Raw genomic sequence first — 18,785 nt, forward strand, 5'->3', positions numbered from 1 at the left:
AACCCAATGGAATAAACGATGTGATGAATTTGGAATTAAAACCCCAAATGCCCATTTTGGAAAAAAAATAATCCCAGATGATGAAAGGGATACTTGCCATTAAAATTGAAATCATCCATTTCTTATAGAAATACATGCTCTCTCCAAAAAATGGATATACCATCAAAGCTACAATCACAGGACCTGCCGCCAACAAATGATGCCAGAAATACATCCATTCATTTTCAAAAAATGGGATTCTGATCAGATTGGGAACAGATCTCAGCAGATGCGCCTCATCGACCGGACGGGATAAAATAAGAATCCCAAATATTGCCAAAACGGCAAATACCAAAGTGTGAAATTGCCATTGTTTGTCGTCGAAGTATTTCAATGATTGCGATTATTGCTGATCCTAAAGCATGTTAAAGCTATAACGGATATAACTTTTGAACAAGATAAAATATTTGATCAAATCCGGTATTCTCTTTCGGCATTGGCTGATGGCGGATGCTTCTGTCCTTGATAAGATCGTCAGCAGGGTGCGATAATAACGATAGGCAAGGTAAACACCGAGCCTGGCGTTGCTGGGAATCGAGCGAATCCCTCGAAGAGCCTTTTCAAAATCAGTCCTTATTTCTGTCTCGATTTGATTTTTTTGTTCTGTGCTGAGTTCGGTGCCTTCTACATTCGGAAAATAAATGCGGTTTCTTTCCATTTGATCACTCCCAAAATCCCGAAGAAAATTCACTTTCTGAAAGGCTGCGCCCAGTGCTTTCGCGGGTTCTTTTAATTCTTCATAGGTCTGTTGATTTTTACCACAAAAAACTTTCAGACACATCAGTCCAACCACTTCTGCAGATCCATAGATATACTGATCGTATTCCTCCCTGCTAAATCTTGTTTTTGCAAGATCCATCTCCATGCTGTCCAAAAATGCATCGATCAGGTCTAAATCAATCTGGTATTGATGCACCACTTCCTGAAATGCATGCAATATGGGATTTAAGGAAAAGCCTTTTTGGATGGAATCCATTGTATCCTGTCGGTATTGCTCCAAATATTTTTGCTGCGAAATGTGGTGAAAACTATCCACGATTTCATCTGCCAATCTGACAAATCCATAAATGGACGCAATGGGCGATCGGATGGATGGTTCAAACATTCGGATACCCAGAGAAAAAGATGTGCTGTATCTGCGGGTCAATTTCTGACTGAGATCCCTGCAAACTTCTGAATACAACATTAAATCCTTCATTCTTATCTACTTTGACATTTGATCAATTAATGAAGAAACAATTTCACCTGAAATCATGGATGGTGGAAGTCCTGGTCCCGGATGGGAAAGTTGCCCCGCAAAAAATAAATTTTTTATTCTGCGATGTTGTAATCTTGGTTTCAGGATCGCAGTCTGGGACAATGTATTTGCAAGTCCGTACGCGTTTCCCTTGAAGCTATTGTAGTCCCGGACAAAATCTGAATTGCCGTAGGATCGCTTAAAGACTATTTTATCTTTGAGCCGGACAGATGTGCGCTTCTCCATTCGGTCCAGCATAAGGTCCAGATATTTTTCCCTGTGCATTTCATTTTCAATCAAACCTGATGAAATGGGCATCAACAAGAACAAATTTTCATGATCTGCGGGTGCCACACCGGAATCACTATAGGAATTCATACAAACATAAAACAAGGGATTTTCCGGCCAGGTTTTGTCATCGTAAATTTCTGCTGCATGCTGATCAAAGTCAGCGTCGAAAAACAGATTGTGATGCAGTAAACCTTGTATTTTCCCTTTGATTCCAAGGTAAAAAATAAGCGCACCGGGAGCCATTTTTCTAGAGTTCCAATAGGAATCTGAATACTGTCGCTGATTCTGCGGCAGCAATTGAGTATCTGTGTGTTGGTAATCTGCCGCGGAAATGATAAAATCAAATGGATGAACACCACGGTCGCTGATGATGCCAATCGCTTTATTATTGTGCACATCAATTCTGCGCACCGTATCCGAAAATGAATATTTTACGCCCTTGTCCAGAGAGAGTTGATAAAATGCTTCAAACAACCGGGTCATCCCTCCCTCCGGATACCAGGTCCCTAAGACCAGATCTGCATAATTCATCAGGCTATATAGAGCGGGTGTGTCTTTTGGCTTGGCCCCTAAGAACAATACCGGAAAATTCAACCAGGCCCTCAGTGCTTTGTTGGATACACCTTTGTTGACCACAGATGCAATGGATTGGGTCATTTGAAGTTTGAAAACCGAGCGCAAAATTTTCCAATCAAAATATTCAAAAATACTCAAGGAAGGCCTGGTGACGTATTCCTTCATTCCTATGTTGTATTTGTACTTTGCCTCATCCAGAAATTTCCTTAAAAATGCGGAAGAACCAGGCTCCTGTTTTTCAAAAACCTGGAAGACTTCTTGCAGATCGGAGGGAGAATCCAAGACCTGATCTTCAAAAAACATCCGGTAAGAAGGAGACAGTCTGCGGAGGTTTAATTGCTCTTTCAGCGATTGGCCGTGCTTATTAAAAAAAGTCTCAAAAATATCCGGCATCCAGTACCAGCTTGGCCCCATGTCAAAGGTAAATCCATCTGCTGAAAACGATCGACCTCTGCCTCCAAATTGGTCGTTCTTTTCAAAAACGACCACCTTATGCCCTTTTGCCGCCAAATCAATGGCTGCTGCCATACCTGCAATTCCGCTTCCTATAATTCCTACGCTTGACAATTCCAGTATTTTTTGGCCAAATGAACTTGGGTTTATTTTTAGAAATTCAAATCCAAAAACACGGTGGTATCTTATTTGTTTAACTAATTAATAAATAAATTAAACAAAAAAGGCTCCGGATATCTCCAGAGCCTTCGTTTACATGGTCAACATGGTAATTTATTCTACTTTGCCTCCTTTCAGGCTGTCTTGCAAGGTTTTAAGTTCGTCCATTTTGCCTTCAGCCGCCAACTGTGCCTGTTGAGCCCAGGTGCCGGGATCGTGCATCTTGTACCTTGATCCTGCCTCTTCCAATATAGACTGCAAAGTCTCAATGGATGCATTGGCAAGGTCATTAAAGCTTACAATGCCTTTTGCCTGAAGAAGTTCGGCAATTTTCGGTCCAATGCCCTCAATGATTTTAAGATCATCTCCTTCCGCTTTTGATTTGCGGGATTTTGGTTTTGGCTCCGATGCAGGAGTTTCCTGATTTTCAGTGGTCGCATCGTCAAATAAAGTAGCCTTTGCGGGCTCTTCTTTGGGAGCGGGAACTGTGCTGGACTTTTCTTCTTTTGCCTCTAATTTGGCCTTGGCATTTTCCTGAAGTTGCTCTTTGAGCGCACTAAATCCTTCCAATTCGCCCAAGGTGGTAATCTCTACTTTCGACTGAGTTTTCTCAATGGCCTTTTTGGTCTGCTGTTTTTCAACATCCTTTTCTCTTCTCACTGTATCGTCTGCTTCCCGCTTGATGTCCTCTAAATAGCGGGTATGAGACACAATGATTTTCTTTTCATCACGGTTGAATTCAACCACCTTTACGGTTAGTACTTCTTCTATTCCGGCGTTCTGACCGTTCTCCTTTTTCATAAACTTGGTAGGAGCATAAGCCTCCAGCCCATAAGGGAGTTGAACGATAAATCCCCTGTCGTCCTTTCTAAGAACAGTGGCTTCATGATAAGATCCTTCCGGAAACACATTTTCAAAAGTATCCCATGGATTTTCTTCCAGTTGCTTGTGTCCAAGGGACAGTTTGCGGGTTTCCATGTCGATGTCGAGGATCTGCACTTCAAGTTCGTTGCCTACTTTGGTGAATTCAGACGGATGGTTGAATCTTTTGGTCCAGCTCAAATCAGAAATATGAACCATTCCTCCGATTCCTTCCTTCAGTTCGACAAAAACTCCATAAGGAGTAAGGTTTTTCACCACACCGGAATGTCTGGTTCCAACAGAGAAATTTTTCTGTACTTCGTTCCATGGATCTTCAGACATCAGTTTGATAGACAATGACATTTTCCTTTCATCTCTGTCCAAAGTAACCACTTTTGCCTCCAGTTCCTGACCGAGGAAAAAATAATCTTTGGCATGGATGGGTTGAGTACTCCAATTGACTTCTGATACGTGGATCAGACCTTCCACACCCGGAGAAATCTCGAGGAATGCACCGTAATCTTCGATGTTGACGATCTTACCTTTTACGATTGATCCTTCCACAATCTCAGCAGGGAATACATCCCATGGATGCGGCTGAAGTTGTTTTAGACCCAGTGAGATGCGCTTCTTATTTTCATCAAAATCCAATACAACGACATTGACTTTCTGGTTTTTCTCCAAAACTTCTGTCGGGTGGTTAATTCTTCCCCAACTGATGTCTGTGATATAGAGGAGTCCATCCACACCACCCAGATCAAGGAAAGCTCCAAAATCCGTGATGTTCTTGACGGTACCTTCCAGAACCTGTCCTTTTTCAAGTCCCGAAATGATTTGTTCTCTTTGCTCCTGTAGGTCTCCCTCGATCAAGGCTTTGTGAGAAACCACGGCATTTTTAATGGTTTCGTTGATTTTAACCACTTTAAACTCCATGGTTTTACCAACGTATGCATCGTAGTCAATGATCGGTTTGATGTCGATTTGGGAACCCGGCAAGAAAGTTTCCAGGCCGTTGCAGTCCACGATAAGTCCACCTTTTGTTTTGCTGATGACAGATCCTTTGATAATGGTGCCATTTTTGAAGGAGTCCACCAAAATTTCCCAGGCTCTGAGCAATTTGGCTTTTTTTCTGGACAGGACCAGATGTCCTTTTTCGTCTTCTGTGCGCTCAACATAAATCTCAATCGTCTCTCCGGGCATTACTTCCATGTCTCTGAATTCAGAAAGCGGAATAACCCCATCTGATTTATAGCGGATGTCAAAGATGACATCGCTGCCTACAATACCGGCGACGCGGCCCTGTAGCACCTGACCATCGATGATGGAGCTAAAAGTAGCATCGTAATCTGCGAGGTATTTTTTCTCGTCTTCAGGAGAATAATGTACGGTGTTCTTATTGGTCACTGTCCAATCGTATTCATCGTGGGGTCCTGAATAATCATCGGCAGCTACCAGGGTTTCTAGGGCGACTTCCTCCTCCAGAAAGACTTCGGTATCTTCGTTGCGGTGGTGGTCCATTGGGGTGGGATCATCCAGAGATTCCTGGATTTGTTCCTGTTCAGGGGTAAATTCGTCCTCAGTGATTAAATTGTTTTCGTCCAACATTTTGGCATTTTTAAGTTAAGAAATCATTTTAGCGGCGCGAAGATAAGGATATTCTCAGTTTTTGGGGCAGTAATATGTTAAACTGCCTTAAAAGTCCGGAAAGGAAATAGGGAGCCAAAGTGCGAAATTTCGGAATAAAAACATCTGGGTAAAAAGCAAATATGTAAGAGGCTACAAAGCAAGACTAAATACAGAATAAAAAAAATTATGTAACTAAATCGCCTCATGTAAACTGGCTTTTGTAAATTTGAATTTAATTTTTAAAATCTTAAATTCGTTTTTTTAAAAAACCATCTACTCCTCCTGTTCAGCATTCTGGGCTTTTATGGCCAATCGCAATCCGATACCATCCGTTTGGCTTTTGAGCTCCGTCAAATCGAAGACACCATCGTTTTGGATGTGGTGCCTTTGGACCATTACGATCTTTTGGGTTTTCAGTTTGCCATAGAGCACAGTTCGCCGGAAGTTGATTTTCTAGAAGTTAAATCAACTCTTCCGAATTATGATCGCAATTTGCGCTTTAATGAAGTCTGCAAGAATGTCATTCGCAATTTATGGGCTTCGCCGGATTTAAGTGTTTATCCCTTTTCACCCGGTAATGCGTTTTTGAGTTTTTATTTTATTGAAAAGACTCCTACCAGACATTTTATAAGAATATTGCCCAGCAGGGCAAGCCCTGGCAATAAATGCAATCACATGCTCAGGGAATTCCTGGGCTTCAATGGAAAGCAGTATTATTTGCCCGACGTCCAGATTGATTACGAGATCCAAAACAATCAGCTCATCATTTTAAACCAAAGCGAAGTCCGGAAACCAATCTTTGCTAAACTGTATCTCAGCTCCGACCAGCAGTCTGTGCTGGTTGAGCCCATTGGTGATTTTGTGCAGGGAAAAGCTTCTATCGCTATCTTTGATTTGTCCGGAAAACAAATCCTTCTGCAAGTCCTTGAAAACGCCGGACCCTGGCAGATCAAGCTTCCGGCTCAAGCTGCGACAAGCGGTTTGCTGACTTACCGCCTCTTGCTGCCTGATCAACAGGTCCAGGCTGGGAAGCTGATGATTAAGTAAGAAAACAGAGGGAACTTCAGGATTCATTTTCTCTCACCGGATCTTTACAGAAGAAACCGCCTATTTTACAAGTTACTATCATCTATTGCCAGTAAATGGGCTGATGGAAGTTGATTTCTATTTGATACAATATCAGTTTTTGATGATTTAAAAATAGCAGCAAAAATATCATGTCAATTTATTCGACTATCTTTGTCGAATAATTCGTCATGTATCTCAACTGCCACAGCTACTTTTCCCTGCGCTACGGGACCCTCAGTCCGGAGCAGCTCGCCCGGGAGGCTCAGGCCCGCGGCATTAGGGAGATGGTCCTGACCGACATCCACAACAGCTCCTGCTTTTATCAGTTTGCCGCCGCCTGCAGCAAGCTGGACATCAAGGCCGTGTACGGCATGGAGTTCCGCGACGGAGACCGCTTTCTCTATCTGGGCATCGCCAAAAACGAGGAAGGGGTCCGCGAGATCAACGAATTCCTGAGCAGGCATTCCTTGAGCGGAGAAGCCCTTCCGGAGCGGTCGCCCGATTGGTCCCACGCCTATACCGTATATCGGAAAATGCCGGTAGACGGCCTCCCGCTCAAGGAGTCTGAATACCTCGGCATCAAAGCCTCAGAGATCAGCCCCCTCTCTCACAAGCGAAAAAGTGTGGACAAGCTGGTGGTATTCGCACCGGTCGTCTTCCTGGATGAGGACGGCTGGAAGACCCACAAGCTGCTGCGCTGCATCGACCACAACATCCTGTTGGGTAAACTGGAAGCACATCAGCATGCCTCCAGGGACGAATGCTTCCTCAGTCCGGAAGAAATCCAGTCTGCCTTTGAGCCTTATCCACAGATCCTTCAAAACACCCAAATGCTCCTGGACAGCTGCGATACACGCTTGCCATCCACCAATGACAACAACCGAAAGACCTTCACAGGAACCCAAGATGGCGACTACAAATTGCTGAGCAAACTGGCCATCCAGGGCTGTCAGCGTCGCTACGGGACCGATCACAGCAAGGCCCTGGACCGTGTGCGACGCGAGCTGCAGGTCATCCACCGGCTCGGATTTTCGGCCTACTTCCTCATCACCTGGGACATCGTGCGCTACGGACAAAGTGCCGGTTATTTTCACGTAGGCAGGGGCAGCGGGGCCAACAGCATTGTGGCATTTTGCCTCTACATCACGGACGTGGATCCGCTGGAGCTGGACCTTTACTTCGAGCGGTTTATCAACCCGCACCGGAGTTCGCCACCCGATTTTGACATCGACTTTTCCTGGAGCGACCGGGACGATGTCACCGAATACATCTTCGACCGCTACGGACGCGATCACACGGCACTTCTGGCGACTTACAATACCTTCAAAGGCAAGTCCATCATCCGCGAACTGGGAAAGGTCTTTGGGCTACCCAAGTCCGACATCGATCAGATCGTGGACGAACCTCTGGCTTCCGCCAAGCATCACCCCTATGCCAAATACATCTTTCACTATGGTAAAAAGATCGAGGGCTTTCCCAACTACCTGTCGATCCATGCAGGCGGGGTGATTATTTCGGAGCGTCCGATCTACTATCACACCGCGCTCCAGCAAATGCCCAAGGGATTTCCCATCACGCACTTTGACATGTACGGGGCAGAAGATCTGAAGTTTCACAAATACGACATCCTCAGCCAGCGTGGGCTGGGCCATATCAAAGACGCCGTAGAACTGGTCCGCGAGAATCAGGGCCGCGACATCAATATCCACGACGTGCAAAAGATCAAGCAGGATGCTGCAGTGCGTGCACAACTCAAATCCGGCCAGTGCATCGGCTGCTTCTACATCGAATCCCCCGCCATGCGGGGCCTGCTCAGCAAGCTCAACTGCGAGGACTATGTGCACCTCGTAGCCGCCAGCTCCATCATCCGGCCGGGTGTGGCCAAGAGTGGTATGATGAGAGAGTACATCCAGAGATTTCACCATCCGGACAAGGTGCAATACCTGCATCCGGTTTTTAAGCAAAACCTGTCGGAAACCTTTGGGGTCATGGTCTATCAGGAGGACGTCATGAAGATCGTGCACCACTTCGCCGGTCTTGATCTGGACGAATCTGATGTGCTGAGGCGGATCATGACGGGCAAGAAAAAATCCTCGGATACCTTCCGCCAGCTGATGGAAAAGTATTTTAGAAACTGCAAAGAAAGGGGCTATCCCGACTCCTTGACGCAGGAGGTCTGGCGACAGATTGAGAGTTTTAGCGGATACAGTTTTTGCAAGGCCCACAGCGCCTCCTTCGCCGTGGAGTCCTTCCAGAGTTTATACCTGAAGTCCTATTATCCGCTGGAGTTTATGGTGGCGGTGATCAACAATTTCGGAGGCTTCTACAGCACCGAGCAATACGTCCACGAAGCGCGCATGCAGGGAGCGGAGATCCAGGCGCCCTGTGTCAACAAAAGCCGTTATCTGACGAGCATCGAGGGCAGGACCATCTGGCTGGGACTGATCCACATCCAGTCTCTGGAAAGAGATTTTGCCCATCAGCTGATCCGCGAGCGACAGACCCGCGGGACCTATGCTGATCTGGAAGACTTCGTCCGCAGACTCAATCCGGGAAGAGAACAACTGCATCTGCTGATCCGGATCGGTGCTTTTCGTTTTTCTGCGCAGAGCAAGTGCGCCCTGATGTGGCAGCAAAACGCGGTGATGGACCCTCGGCGGCAGATCGTGCAGTCGGTACCTATGTTTGCCGAAGCAGAAGAGGAATACCAGTTGCCTCAGCTTCTGGACGGTGCCTGCGATCAGGCTTTTGACGAGATCGAGCTTTTGGGTTTTCCGCTGAGATCACCCTTCGAACTCCTCGAACAAAAGCCCTCCGGCTGCGTCCCGTCTTCGGGACTGAAGGCTCACTCCGGTCAGCAGATCCGCATGCTGGGCTACTACGTCACGCGCAAGCCCGTCAGCACGGTGGGCGGCAAGCTGATGGCCTTCGGTACCTGGGTGGACGAGGAGGGACAGTATTTTGACACGACGCATTTTCCACCCTGTCTGAGTCGCTATCCCTTCCAGGGCAAGGGCTGCTATCTGATCAGCGGCCTGGTGACAGAAGATTTTGGATTTCCAAGTCTGGAGGTCAGCCATATGAAGAAGCTGCCGTACCGGAAGGATGAACGGTATTGAAGGCGGGGAAGATTAGTTGATGAGTTAATGAGTTGATTAGTCGATTAGAAAATTTGGAAATTTGGAAACCGAAGGGACGCTAAAGCGTCCTAAACTCCGCGTAGGGTACGCCTTCAGCGTACTAAATTCTGCCTTGGCGCCATGGGAAATTAGAAAATTAGAGGATTAGAGAATTAGTCGCGTGCCCCCAACGCAGTTGGTGGGATTAGAGAATTGGGAAACGGAGGTAATCTAAAGCGAACTAAACTACTCAAAGGGTACGCTTGCAGCGTACTGAAAGCCGCTACCTAAAACTCAAATCTTAAACCCAAACATTAACTAGATTTGTCCCTTAGAAAAATCACAGGATGGAGGAATTCTTAGAAATCAACGAATTGCTGGAAAGGCTCAACAGCAAGAAACATCAAACCATCAAAGCACTCTCCGAAGCTTTCGGCCTCAACCAAAAAAGAACCATCAAATTACTCAACAGCCTGCTCAAAACGGAGATCAGTGAAAAATCCGGAGTGTTGAGTGCAGATCTCATCCCACACCTTGCAGAACTTCAGGCTCTGTTGATGAAAGAGCAATCCGAATATGGAGAGTCCAAAAAAGATTTGGAGCAACAGAAAAAAATCAAAACCGAATTGAAAAATAACCGCGCCGCTACTCGCTTTGAAAAATCAAAAGAGAAATTAAATAAATAGGTTTTGGCGCATTTGCCAAAATAAATCTAAGATTATATTAAATTGATTTACACCTATTTAAATTCTAAAATACGGTAATTAAAATTAAAGCCCTGGTACAAATAGTGCAAATTAAAAACATCTAATTTTATTCAAACTTCATGCATGTTACTTTCTTTTGACCGTCAAAAGAAAGTAACCAAAGAAAACTCGCGGCTGGACTCCTCGCTCACCCAACATCAGCTCTGTCGCTATGCTAAAAAAACTCGCCCAAATTTTCTCCCATTTAACCTCTCAATCCTCGCTTCGCAAGTTCGTTCATTGTGGCTAGCTCTTCGGTCGGGCTCAAACAGTTTTTAGCATGACCGCGACATTCGCTGGTTGGGGACCCGAGCTGCGGAGCCCTAGGCCGCATTAAATTGCTTGAAAATCATTTTGTTTATTAAGTCTGTACTCAAAATACAGTATAATTTTAGGAGCTTTTTTCTGAGTAAACCAAGGTTGACAGTTTTTGGAATTAGGGCCTTATGTTGGTACTCCTCTATTAAAATTAATATTTCGAACCAAATAAATAAAACTATGTAATAAAACGAAATTATTGCCCAGTGATATCAAGCCCTTAAAAATTTGCACACACTGTGAATCTTGCAAAATGAACCAAATATAGATCAATCAATTCATGTAAGATGCCCTCTTTAAAAAGGCTGCGTTTTTGTCTATTTGTGTGAGATATAAAGTGGGGTCAATTATTTTATTCACAATTATTTTTGTAGGAAGTGCGGTTTTGTATCAGTCAAATACTTTAGGAAGTCACTGAAGTTTTTTTCTTTCCTGATCCAAATTTGCGGCGACCAAATGCACGCTTTCCATTGCGTGGGTGAAAAGGTTTTTTTTCTGCAGTCGCTTCTCTCACCAAAGGCACCCATTCGTTGGTATCTGCGGTCTCCACCGCAATCGGTGTTCCTACCAATTTTTCGATATTGACCCAATCCTTGTATTCTTCCGAGGAGCAAAGACTTAAGGCTTTACCTTCGGCTCCTGCTCTGCCTGTCCGACCGATGCGGTGGATATAGGTCTCAGAAATATTGGGGATGTCCACATTGATGACCTGTGACAATCCGTCCACATCGATCCCTCTCGCTGCAATGTCCGTAGCCACCAATACCGCAGATTTTCCGGATTTAAAGTTGGCCAAAACTTGCTGACGCGCATTCTGTGATTTGTTGCCGTGGATGGCTTCTGCAAAAACTCCATTTCTCACCAACATCTTCGCCAATTTATCAGCACCGTGCTTGGTGCGCGTAAAAATTAAAGTGGATTTGATATCCTGGGTTTTTAGCATGGTTATCAAAAAACTATTCTTGTCCTGCTTCTCCACATAACAAACAGACTGACTGATCATGGGAGCGGAAGAAGAAGGTCTTGATACGTTGACCCTTACCGCATTGTTGAGAATCGAATTGGCCAGACTCAAAATTTCTTCCGGCATGGTGGCAGAAAAAAACAAGGTCTGCCTTTGTTTGGGAAGCATCCTCACAATTTTTCTCACATCATTGATGAATCCCATGTCCAACATTCGGTCCGCTTCATCTAAAACAAAAATTTCAATTTCATTCAAATGGATAAATCCTTGTTGGATCAAGTCCAACAATCGGCCTGGAGTGGCGATCAGCACATCAGTGCCTCTTCCCAATTTGTTGGTTTGTTTTTGTTGTTTGACTCCTCCGAAAATAACCGTATGGTGGACGTCGGTGTGACGACCGTAGGCTTTAAAATTATCGTCGATCTGAATCGCCAACTCACGGGTCGGTGTCAGGATCAAACTGCGAATCCTTTTTTTGGATTTTGCCTGATCTCTTGTTTCATCCAAAATTTGAAGAATGGGCAATGCAAATGCAGCTGTTTTACCAGTGCCTGTTTGTGCGCAACCCAGGACATCTTTTCTTTCAAGTACCAGTGGAATTGCTTTTTGTTGAATGGGTGTTGGGCTTGTGTATCCTTCTTCTGACAATGCCTTTAGCAATGAAGGATTTAGTCGTAAATCATTAAAAGTCATAAAATTAAAGATAAAATAAAAGCTTGAGCGGGTGTAGTGTTCGGTTAAATTACACACAAAGATACAAAGATTATTGTAATCTCAGACATTATATTCCTGAGGTTTACCTTGGACGGAAGGCATTGATCCCTTCATACAGAACAAATCATCTAAAGAATGAACAAACTCATTTTATTCCCCACAGCGAGAAATGCCGGTGAGATAGTTGATCAATCTAACTTTCTTGACCGCATTGCAACCTTTAAATCCACAAATATTTCTGGAAGAGAACTGTTCCAGCTGGGCTTCCCATAAGGCATTCGAAATGACAACATAGGACCAATGCCATTTTTCTTCATTAAATCCAACGGGTCTTTTCTCATCTATGGCTGGATAGGTCTGACAAAAGCCAAACCGGCTTGCGTTGGCACACAACCATTGGTAGATGCGCATTCCTTCTTCTGTGTCAAAATAACTCGGTTCGACAGAATTGAGATCGATGTCTGTACCCCAATGATGACGGGTATATCCAGGGGGTGCGGTATATTCCAGAATTTTTACGGCCCGACGAATGACATCCTTCATCACCAGATTTAATCGTTTGCCATCCACTGGTGTTTTGCCGGTCCATTTGTTTTCCCAAAGCATTTTCTGCTGGTCAAAATCCCTGGTGGCAGATACAATTTGCAACTTGACGGAATCCTGCAGAGCAGCCTGCGCCATGGACACAAACGCCAAATAAGCTTCTTCAAGCATGTACATTTCCCGGTCACAATAGATGCTGTCGATCTTTACAAAGGCACGATGCATCACCGGATCAAATCTGCCATGCAGAATATTGTTCAACTCGGATCGATCAATGGAAATCAATTCAGTGGACTTTTCTTCTGAATAAAAATTTGCCTGCAAAGCGGCTTCGTTGAAACCACAAAACATGCACAACAGTATGGAGAGTATTTTTTTAATGGCAATTATCTTCTAAGTTTGTTTTGCTGCTCGATGTTCTTTTTCCTTTGCTCGTCCTCTTCTTTCAACATATCCTCCATGGTTTTTTTCCTGGACAATTCTTTGGCGTAGGACCCCGTATTGTCTAATAGATAATATACATTGGTCAGCCATTTGGTGGTATCCGGCTCTTCGTTTGGATTGGTCACATACTCCTCGATGATGGGAGGAAACAATGTGAAGGAAGAAGTATTCATAAAATAATCCATTTTCACATGCGCTGTCTTAAGGTTGTTGTAATGTCCAAAAACCTCCAACTTGACGCAAGGAATCTCCGGCACTTCCTCTAATTCAAAACCAGTAGGGGGTTTAAATTTCTGTTCCACAGGCAGAGCCGCCATGATATACACATAATTGGATCCGCCTTCCCAATCGTAAATCAGTCCAACCGGTGGCCCGGATTGCTTTATCTGCATTGAGTCCAAGAGTTTGTACACTTTTGGAAAATTCTCTGCGTAAAATTTCGGTATATTCATGTTGTAAATCGGAGCTTTTACTCCCACGTAATATTTTTTTGGAAAAGTAGTGGCATCCGCTCCAAATTGGGTGTTGATCATTCCCTCAATATAATTCTTTAACCCGGCCAAATCCTCCTGGTGTCTATTGCGGTACTCAGCCTGAAAGTTTCTATACAAAACCCTTTTAAAAAATGGAATCTTACTTACAATTCGACTTCTGGTGGTCAACAATACGGAAGAATTGGACTCAGGAATGATCTGAAAGGTAACAACTACTTTTGCCGGCCACTGATCATTGATGATTTGGGCTGCCATCAATGAATCTTTCAGCGATTCCTCCAATTCAACCCGACCCTTACCGAATATGGGTCCTTCAAAAGTAAAATTGGCTCCCTGATTGACATGTCTTCCCCCCAAGCTAATGGATAATTCAGGATCTTCATTCTTCCAACTCAACCACTTTGGCCATTCCTTGATGTCGTTGATCATGACTCCTAAAAGTCCTTTGGTGCATTTGATTTTTATTTCTCCTTTGTCTGTCATGGTGGATGGAGAAAAAATACATCCGATCACATACAATCCAAAAATGCCTGCCAACAAAGAGGAAATCAGTACAACCGTTTTATTCATTATGAATTTGTAAAAATATTTGATTAAATAAAAACAATCGGTTCAACCATTGATCTCAATGATTGGATCCGGCGCAAAGATAAGCTGATTTTAGGATCGGGAAATGAGATACTGCTTAACGATTTGTAAATAAGTCGATTACCACTTTTCCGCGAAATGGTTCCAGAGGGTACTGGATCGATCCTCAGTCAGTTTGAGTCGCAATCTGAATTTATTCACTCGTCCTAAATCGTCCGGAATGGCTCTGATCCCATCCCCTACCGGCATTTGCATGGAACTGAATGCTACTGTATTGTCCAAGGCTTTTGGTATGTCCACACCATGTCTGTATTTTCCAAACAGAGCAGAATGTTCGAATGGCAGCACCATGATTTCAAAAGGCGTATCCGAATATGCAGCCAGGCTAAGGCCTTCAAAGGTGGATACGGCTGCCCATCTGAGATCTGTTTTGATTCCCATTTCCTGAGGTCTTACAAGCGGTACGTTAAAATCGACCGCGGTTGTTTTAAATTCTCCAATCAGCAATCCTGATTTCCGATCCTGAAATCCATCGTATGGCCCTCTTCCCACCCATTTTATATTTCCAAATTTGGGAGGCATTTTTGTGATCCAGCCAATTCTGGCTGGCATTGGCGCACTTCCTTTGCCTAGCTCCAAAGTCAGGATAAAATCTCCTCCTGACCAAAGCTCCAAATCCCATATCACAGGAATGCGATCTGCCTTTCCGATCACACCATTCATTCTGATGTGGATCATTCCATCCTCCGATTTCACCAGACTGAAATTCTTTTCATTCAGGGTTTCCCAGATTTCCCTCCAGGAATGCAGCCAAAGGTCTTTACCACTGTACAAGTCGTTGTCAACCGGAGCTCTTACAAAAAATGGAACCAATGGAGAAGAAATCAAATCCAGATTTTTATACCTGATTTGTGCAATGGCAGCCCTGGCTGTATCCAAAGTCAGGGAAAAATCATTGGAACTGATTTTCCAGTCCGTTTTATTTTGATCGAGATGCAATGGATTATTGGGATTGGCGGTTAACTGTGCGTTGGGCAGAAAGGGAAACTCGAATTGCTGATGGCTGACATCCTGAAATCTAAACATCCCATTCACTACGCTCGCCTTGTTGACAATCAAATTCAGTACACAATATTTTCCAGGCTTTGGCTTATATCCGTTGAGATTTAATCTGAGCTTTCGGGTTTCTCCGGGTTTGAGGTGTAAGTTGGCAATGGTCCCTTCCATGACCCTGACTTTATTCTCTTCGATGGTCCAGAAATATTTAAACACCGTATCTTCAAAATACACCTGGTTGTTTTTTATCTGTAGGATACCTTGGTCCAGATCAACCATGCTAAAACCAAATGGTGAAAAAGCATGGCTGAGAATTTTGACAGCCGGCTTCGGAGTTTTGTCGGAAGTCATGATACCGCTGACACATCTGAATGAATCGGATTGGTATTCTCCAAAATCTCCACCATAGGCAAAGAAAAACTGACCCGATTTATTCTTCATATAGAAGGTTTGGTCTGTAAAATCTTCCACAAAACCTCCGGCAATCCTTTGGTTTGAAATGATCTGATTCCAGCTGTCTTCAAATCCACCCAATCCATTGCCCTGATGGGTGCCAAGTCTGTAAACGATTTCTGTTTTTTTCGATGCAGAATGGATGTTTGAAGAGTTAGTCAATTCGATATCGCCCAGACTACCACCATTGGAATAGGCTGCCACAGGTCGTATAGGATCTCTTTGTTTGATGTATTGCATCGATTTTTGGATGGCTGGTGAAGTGCCTGTCTGATAACCGAGGCTCCATGCAAAAATGTTGGAGTAGTTTTTATTTCTCTCAAACATGTTTTTTGTTCGGTACAATGCAATGTCTGCAAGGACACTGTCTGCAGGATAGGGCAAATTTCTGTTTGAAAAACTGCTCAGATTTAAATTGACCTCATCCATGATAAACAAGCCAAATTTTTGCATGTATTTGTACCAATAGGAAGGAAAGGGATAATGGTTGTTCCTGACTGCATTTATTCCCTGGAGTTTCAGCACATCCGCGTCATTTTCGATCCAGGTTTTGTCCAGAATGTTTCCATTGGTGGGATGGAATTCGTGACAAACGGCCCCTTTTATTTTTGGGTAACGCTTGTTCCACATCAATCCATTTTGACCATATTGAAGGGATCTGAATCCCAGTGGATAGCGGATGGATTCCAACAATTCTCCCTGATTGTTTTTAAGATTTAATATCAGAAAATATAGATGGGGTGTTTCATCAGACCAGGCTTTTGCATTGGCAAGGCTGGCTTTATACAAAAGCTTTTTATCAGATTGGGCGCCCATATCCATTTTCTGACGGCTTTCAAAAAGCAATCGGTTTGAATCATTTCTAATCTCGACCAAAAGTTGAAGTGCTTCGGATGCATTTTCTTCACGATTCTTCATGGTTACTTCTAAATCAAGGGTGCCTGATTTATTCTTCAGATCTGTTTTTGCAAAAAAATCTGCGATTCTTGTTTTTGGTCTTGCCAACAAATACGCATCCCGATTGATACCTGTCAGATGCCATTGGTTGTGAGATTCGAAATAAGAAGCGTCACTCCAACGAAACAAGATCAAGGTGAGGTCATTGGCTCCATCCTTCAACTGAAGGTTGAGCAAATATTCAGAGCAAGCTTTGCTGTCTTCATTGTAACCAATTAATGTACCATTCAAATACACAAAATAACTGCAGCTGATTCCCTCAAAAACTGCAAATACATCTCTTTGCTTCCAGCTGGGATCGATCTGGATCGATCTGTTGATCATCAACACACTGTTGGAATCTGCAGGAACTTCCGGAAATCGATGGGCGAATGGTAAATCATGATACTTAAAAATGGGTTTGCCCATTCCTTTCAGTTCTATAAAACCCGGAAAACTTATCTCTGAAACCACTTGGATCCACGATGATTTTTCAATGTCTTTGGGTACATAATCCGGACCGGGGTAAAATCGATATTTCCAGAATCCGCTGAGGGATTGATAATATTTACTATTGACCGCTTGCCCGGCCACTGCAAGGGCATCTGTTTCAAAAGGCATAAAATCGGATCTGGGTTCTTCCCTGCCCATTTCAAAAATGTTTGGATTCTTCCAATGGTCCGGAATGGTGGAATTCTGATGTATCTGGTAAATCTCAGGAGTTTGAAGGGAAATTGACTGATTCTCTTTATTTTTGCAGCCCATTAGATAGCTTGAGGTCAATACAATTAAAATGCAATTTTTTGTCATCAGAAGAATTGATTTGGTGTAAATAAGACCCTTCAGGAGATCTGTTTGTGATAAAATAGCGACAAAAATGATAAAAAATATGAAAATTAAATGGATTGGATTGATTCTTGCCAATTTGGTGTTGTGCAAGCTCTTTGCTCAACCGAGTTATCAGGGGATTATGACCGATGTTGTATATCTCGCTTCAGATGATTTGGAAGGCAGGTGTACCGGTACCCGGGGCGAGCATTTGGCAGCAGATTACATCATCCACCGAATGCAAAAAATAGGTCTGAAAGCCAAGGGACAGAACGGTTGGCTGCAGAGCTTTGGTTTTAGCTCGAATCCGCACGACAAAACCAAAATGGACAAAATGGGACACAATGTGATTGGTTTTTTGGACCGAAAATCAAAGCACACCATCGTCGTTGGAGCTCATTACGACCATCTGGGTCACGGAGATGTGGGATCTCTGGCGCCAAATGATCACAGCATTCACAATGGTGCTGACGACAACGCCAGTGGTGTGGCTTGTATGTTGTGGATTGCAGAACAATTGGCTTCCAATAAAAAATTTAAAACCAATGTATTGTTTATCGCTTTTTCGGGTGAAGAGTACGGTTTGTTTGGCTCAAAATCTTTTGTCGAAAATTCTACCATTCCACTGGATCAAATGAAAGCAATGATCAACATGGATATGGTGGGCAGGTTGAATGCCGAAAAAGTATTGGCCATCAGTGGCACAGGGACTGCCAGTGAGTGGAAATCCATTTTGGAGCAAGTAAAGCCTATGGATTTCAAATTCAATTATACCGAAGGTGGTATTGGTCCATCCGATCACACTTCCTTTTATTTGAAAAATATTCCGGTATTGCATTTTTTCACCGGGCAGCACACAGATTACCACAAACCCTCTGATGACAGTCCTTTGGTCAACTATTCTGGGATAGAATCGGTGTCAAAAATTATCCATGAGATCATTCTCCGGATCGACAAGCAGAGCTTGCATTTTCAAAAAACAAAAGATGAAAACAAAGATCAGGCGGTTAGTTTTAAAGTGACCATGGGTCTCATGCCGGATTATGTTTACAACGGAGAGGGCATGAGGGTGGATGCGGTATTGGACAATCGGCCCGCAGCCAAAGCAGGAATGCAAAATGGGGATGTTATTCTTTCCATCGGCACTTATCCTGTAAAAGATGTGCACGAATACATGAAGGCCTTGAATAAATTTGAAAAAGGCCAGACAACCGATGTCACAGTCATGCGTGGTACAGAAAAGCTGGTATTAAAAGTTACATTTTAAGGAAT

At 43.8% G+C, this 18,785-nt stretch carries 12 protein-coding genes (1 of these 12 running past the window's edge); 4 read left to right on the plus strand and 8 right to left on the minus strand.

The features are described from left to right. The 4 genes from IPM48_03555 to rpsA form a co-directional block, all read right to left on the minus strand. Positions 1-373 carry the 5' end (the start) of a hypothetical protein gene (locus IPM48_03555; GenBank protein MBK9270648.1) on the minus strand. It extends 464 nt beyond the left edge of the window, so only the first 373 of its 837 coding nucleotides appear in the window; it begins with the start codon at positions 371-373; the stop codon falls past the left edge of the window. A 21-nt stretch (positions 374-394) separates the two neighbouring features. Continuing rightward, on the minus strand, positions 395-1,237 hold the full coding sequence (locus IPM48_03560) for a phytoene/squalene synthase family protein (protein MBK9270649.1): 843 nt from the start codon (positions 1,235-1,237) through the stop codon (positions 395-397). Between the two features lie 6 nt (positions 1,238-1,243). After that, positions 1,244-2,719: a phytoene desaturase gene (crtI, locus tag IPM48_03565; GenBank protein ID MBK9270650.1), complete on the minus strand. Its 1,476-nt coding sequence runs from the start codon at positions 2,717-2,719 to the stop codon at positions 1,244-1,246. A 150-nt stretch (positions 2,720-2,869) separates the two neighbouring features. Further along, positions 2,870-5,134, minus strand: coding sequence for a 30S ribosomal protein S1 (gene rpsA / locus IPM48_03570; protein ID MBK9270651.1), 2,265 nt, complete (start codon positions 5,132-5,134; stop codon positions 2,870-2,872). A 441-nt stretch (positions 5,135-5,575) separates the two neighbouring features. On the opposite strand from rpsA, the gene IPM48_03575 reads away from it, so the two are divergent. The 3 genes from IPM48_03575 to IPM48_03585 all read left to right on the plus strand — a co-directional run bounded on the left by IPM48_03575 (position 5,576) and on the right by IPM48_03585 (position 10,115). Beyond that, positions 5,576-6,289, plus strand: a complete 714-nt coding sequence (locus IPM48_03575; GenBank protein ID MBK9270652.1) for a hypothetical protein — start codon at positions 5,576-5,578, stop codon at positions 6,287-6,289. 209 nt (positions 6,290-6,498) lie between these two features. Continuing rightward, positions 6,499-9,429: a DNA polymerase III subunit alpha gene (locus tag IPM48_03580; protein MBK9270653.1), complete on the plus strand. Its 2,931-nt coding sequence runs from the start codon at positions 6,499-6,501 to the stop codon at positions 9,427-9,429. 347 nt (positions 9,430-9,776) lie between these two features. After that, complete coding sequence (locus IPM48_03585; GenBank protein ID MBK9270654.1) at positions 9,777-10,115, plus strand: hypothetical protein; 339 nt, start codon at positions 9,777-9,779, stop codon at positions 10,113-10,115. A 781-nt stretch (positions 10,116-10,896) separates the two neighbouring features. Here the strand turns inward: IPM48_03585 and IPM48_03590 are convergent. From IPM48_03590 to IPM48_03605, 4 genes are all read right to left on the minus strand, one after another. Continuing rightward, a complete protein-coding gene (locus tag IPM48_03590; protein MBK9270655.1) occupies positions 10,897-12,150 on the minus strand; it encodes a DEAD/DEAH box helicase in 1,254 nt (417 codons plus the stop codon). Between the two features lie 171 nt (positions 12,151-12,321). Further along, positions 12,322-13,065 (minus strand): M15 family metallopeptidase, encoded by a 744-nt coding sequence (locus IPM48_03595; protein MBK9270656.1) that lies wholly within the window; start codon positions 13,063-13,065, stop codon positions 12,322-12,324. Between the two features lie 35 nt (positions 13,066-13,100). Next, positions 13,101-14,222 carry a GyrI-like domain-containing protein gene (locus IPM48_03600; GenBank protein ID MBK9270657.1) on the minus strand — a complete coding sequence of 374 codons (1,122 nt, stop codon included), beginning with the start codon at positions 14,220-14,222 and terminating at the stop codon, positions 13,101-13,103. 138 nt (positions 14,223-14,360) lie between these two features. Then, the gene (locus IPM48_03605; protein MBK9270658.1) at positions 14,361-17,495 is read right to left on the minus strand and encodes a hypothetical protein; all 3,135 of its coding nucleotides are present in this window, start codon (positions 17,493-17,495) and stop codon (positions 14,361-14,363) included. A gap of 79 nt (positions 17,496-17,574) precedes the next feature. On the opposite strand from IPM48_03605, the gene IPM48_03610 reads away from it, so the two are divergent. Next, positions 17,575-18,780 carry a M20/M25/M40 family metallo-hydrolase gene (locus IPM48_03610; GenBank protein ID MBK9270659.1) on the plus strand — a complete coding sequence of 402 codons (1,206 nt, stop codon included), beginning with the start codon at positions 17,575-17,577 and terminating at the stop codon, positions 18,778-18,780. Positions 18,781-18,785 lie beyond the last annotated feature (5 nt).

This window comes from Saprospiraceae bacterium, assembly GCA_016715965.1.
Taxonomy (GTDB): Bacteria; Bacteroidota; Bacteroidia; order Chitinophagales; family Saprospiraceae; genus Vicinibacter.

Bases quoted from the DNA above. Each gene is read 5' to 3' on its own strand.
- IPM48_03605 (MBK9270658.1), bottom strand. From the start codon at position 17,495: ATGACAAAAAATTGCATTTTAATTGTATTGACCTCAAGCTATCTAATG.
- IPM48_03560 (MBK9270649.1), bottom strand. From the start codon at position 1,237: ATGAAGGATTTAATGTTGTATTCAGAAGTTTGCAGGGATCTCAGTCAG.
- IPM48_03590 (MBK9270655.1), bottom strand. From the start codon at position 12,150: ATGACTTTTAATGATTTACGACTAAATCCTTCATTGCTAAAGGCATTG.
- IPM48_03595 (MBK9270656.1), bottom strand. From the start codon at position 13,065: ATGTTTTGTGGTTTCAACGAAGCCGCTTTGCAGGCAAATTTTTATTCA.
- IPM48_03585 (MBK9270654.1), top strand. From the start codon at position 9,777: ATGGAGGAATTCTTAGAAATCAACGAATTGCTGGAAAGGCTCAACAGC.
- IPM48_03580 (MBK9270653.1), top strand. From the start codon at position 6,499: ATGTATCTCAACTGCCACAGCTACTTTTCCCTGCGCTACGGGACCCTC.
- rpsA (MBK9270651.1), bottom strand. From the start codon at position 5,134: ATGGACCACCACCGCAACGAAGATACCGAAGTCTTTCTGGAGGAGGAA.
- IPM48_03610 (MBK9270659.1), top strand. From the start codon at position 17,575: ATGAAAATTAAATGGATTGGATTGATTCTTGCCAATTTGGTGTTGTGC.
- IPM48_03600 (MBK9270657.1), bottom strand. From the start codon at position 14,222: ATGAATAAAACGGTTGTACTGATTTCCTCTTTGTTGGCAGGCATTTTT.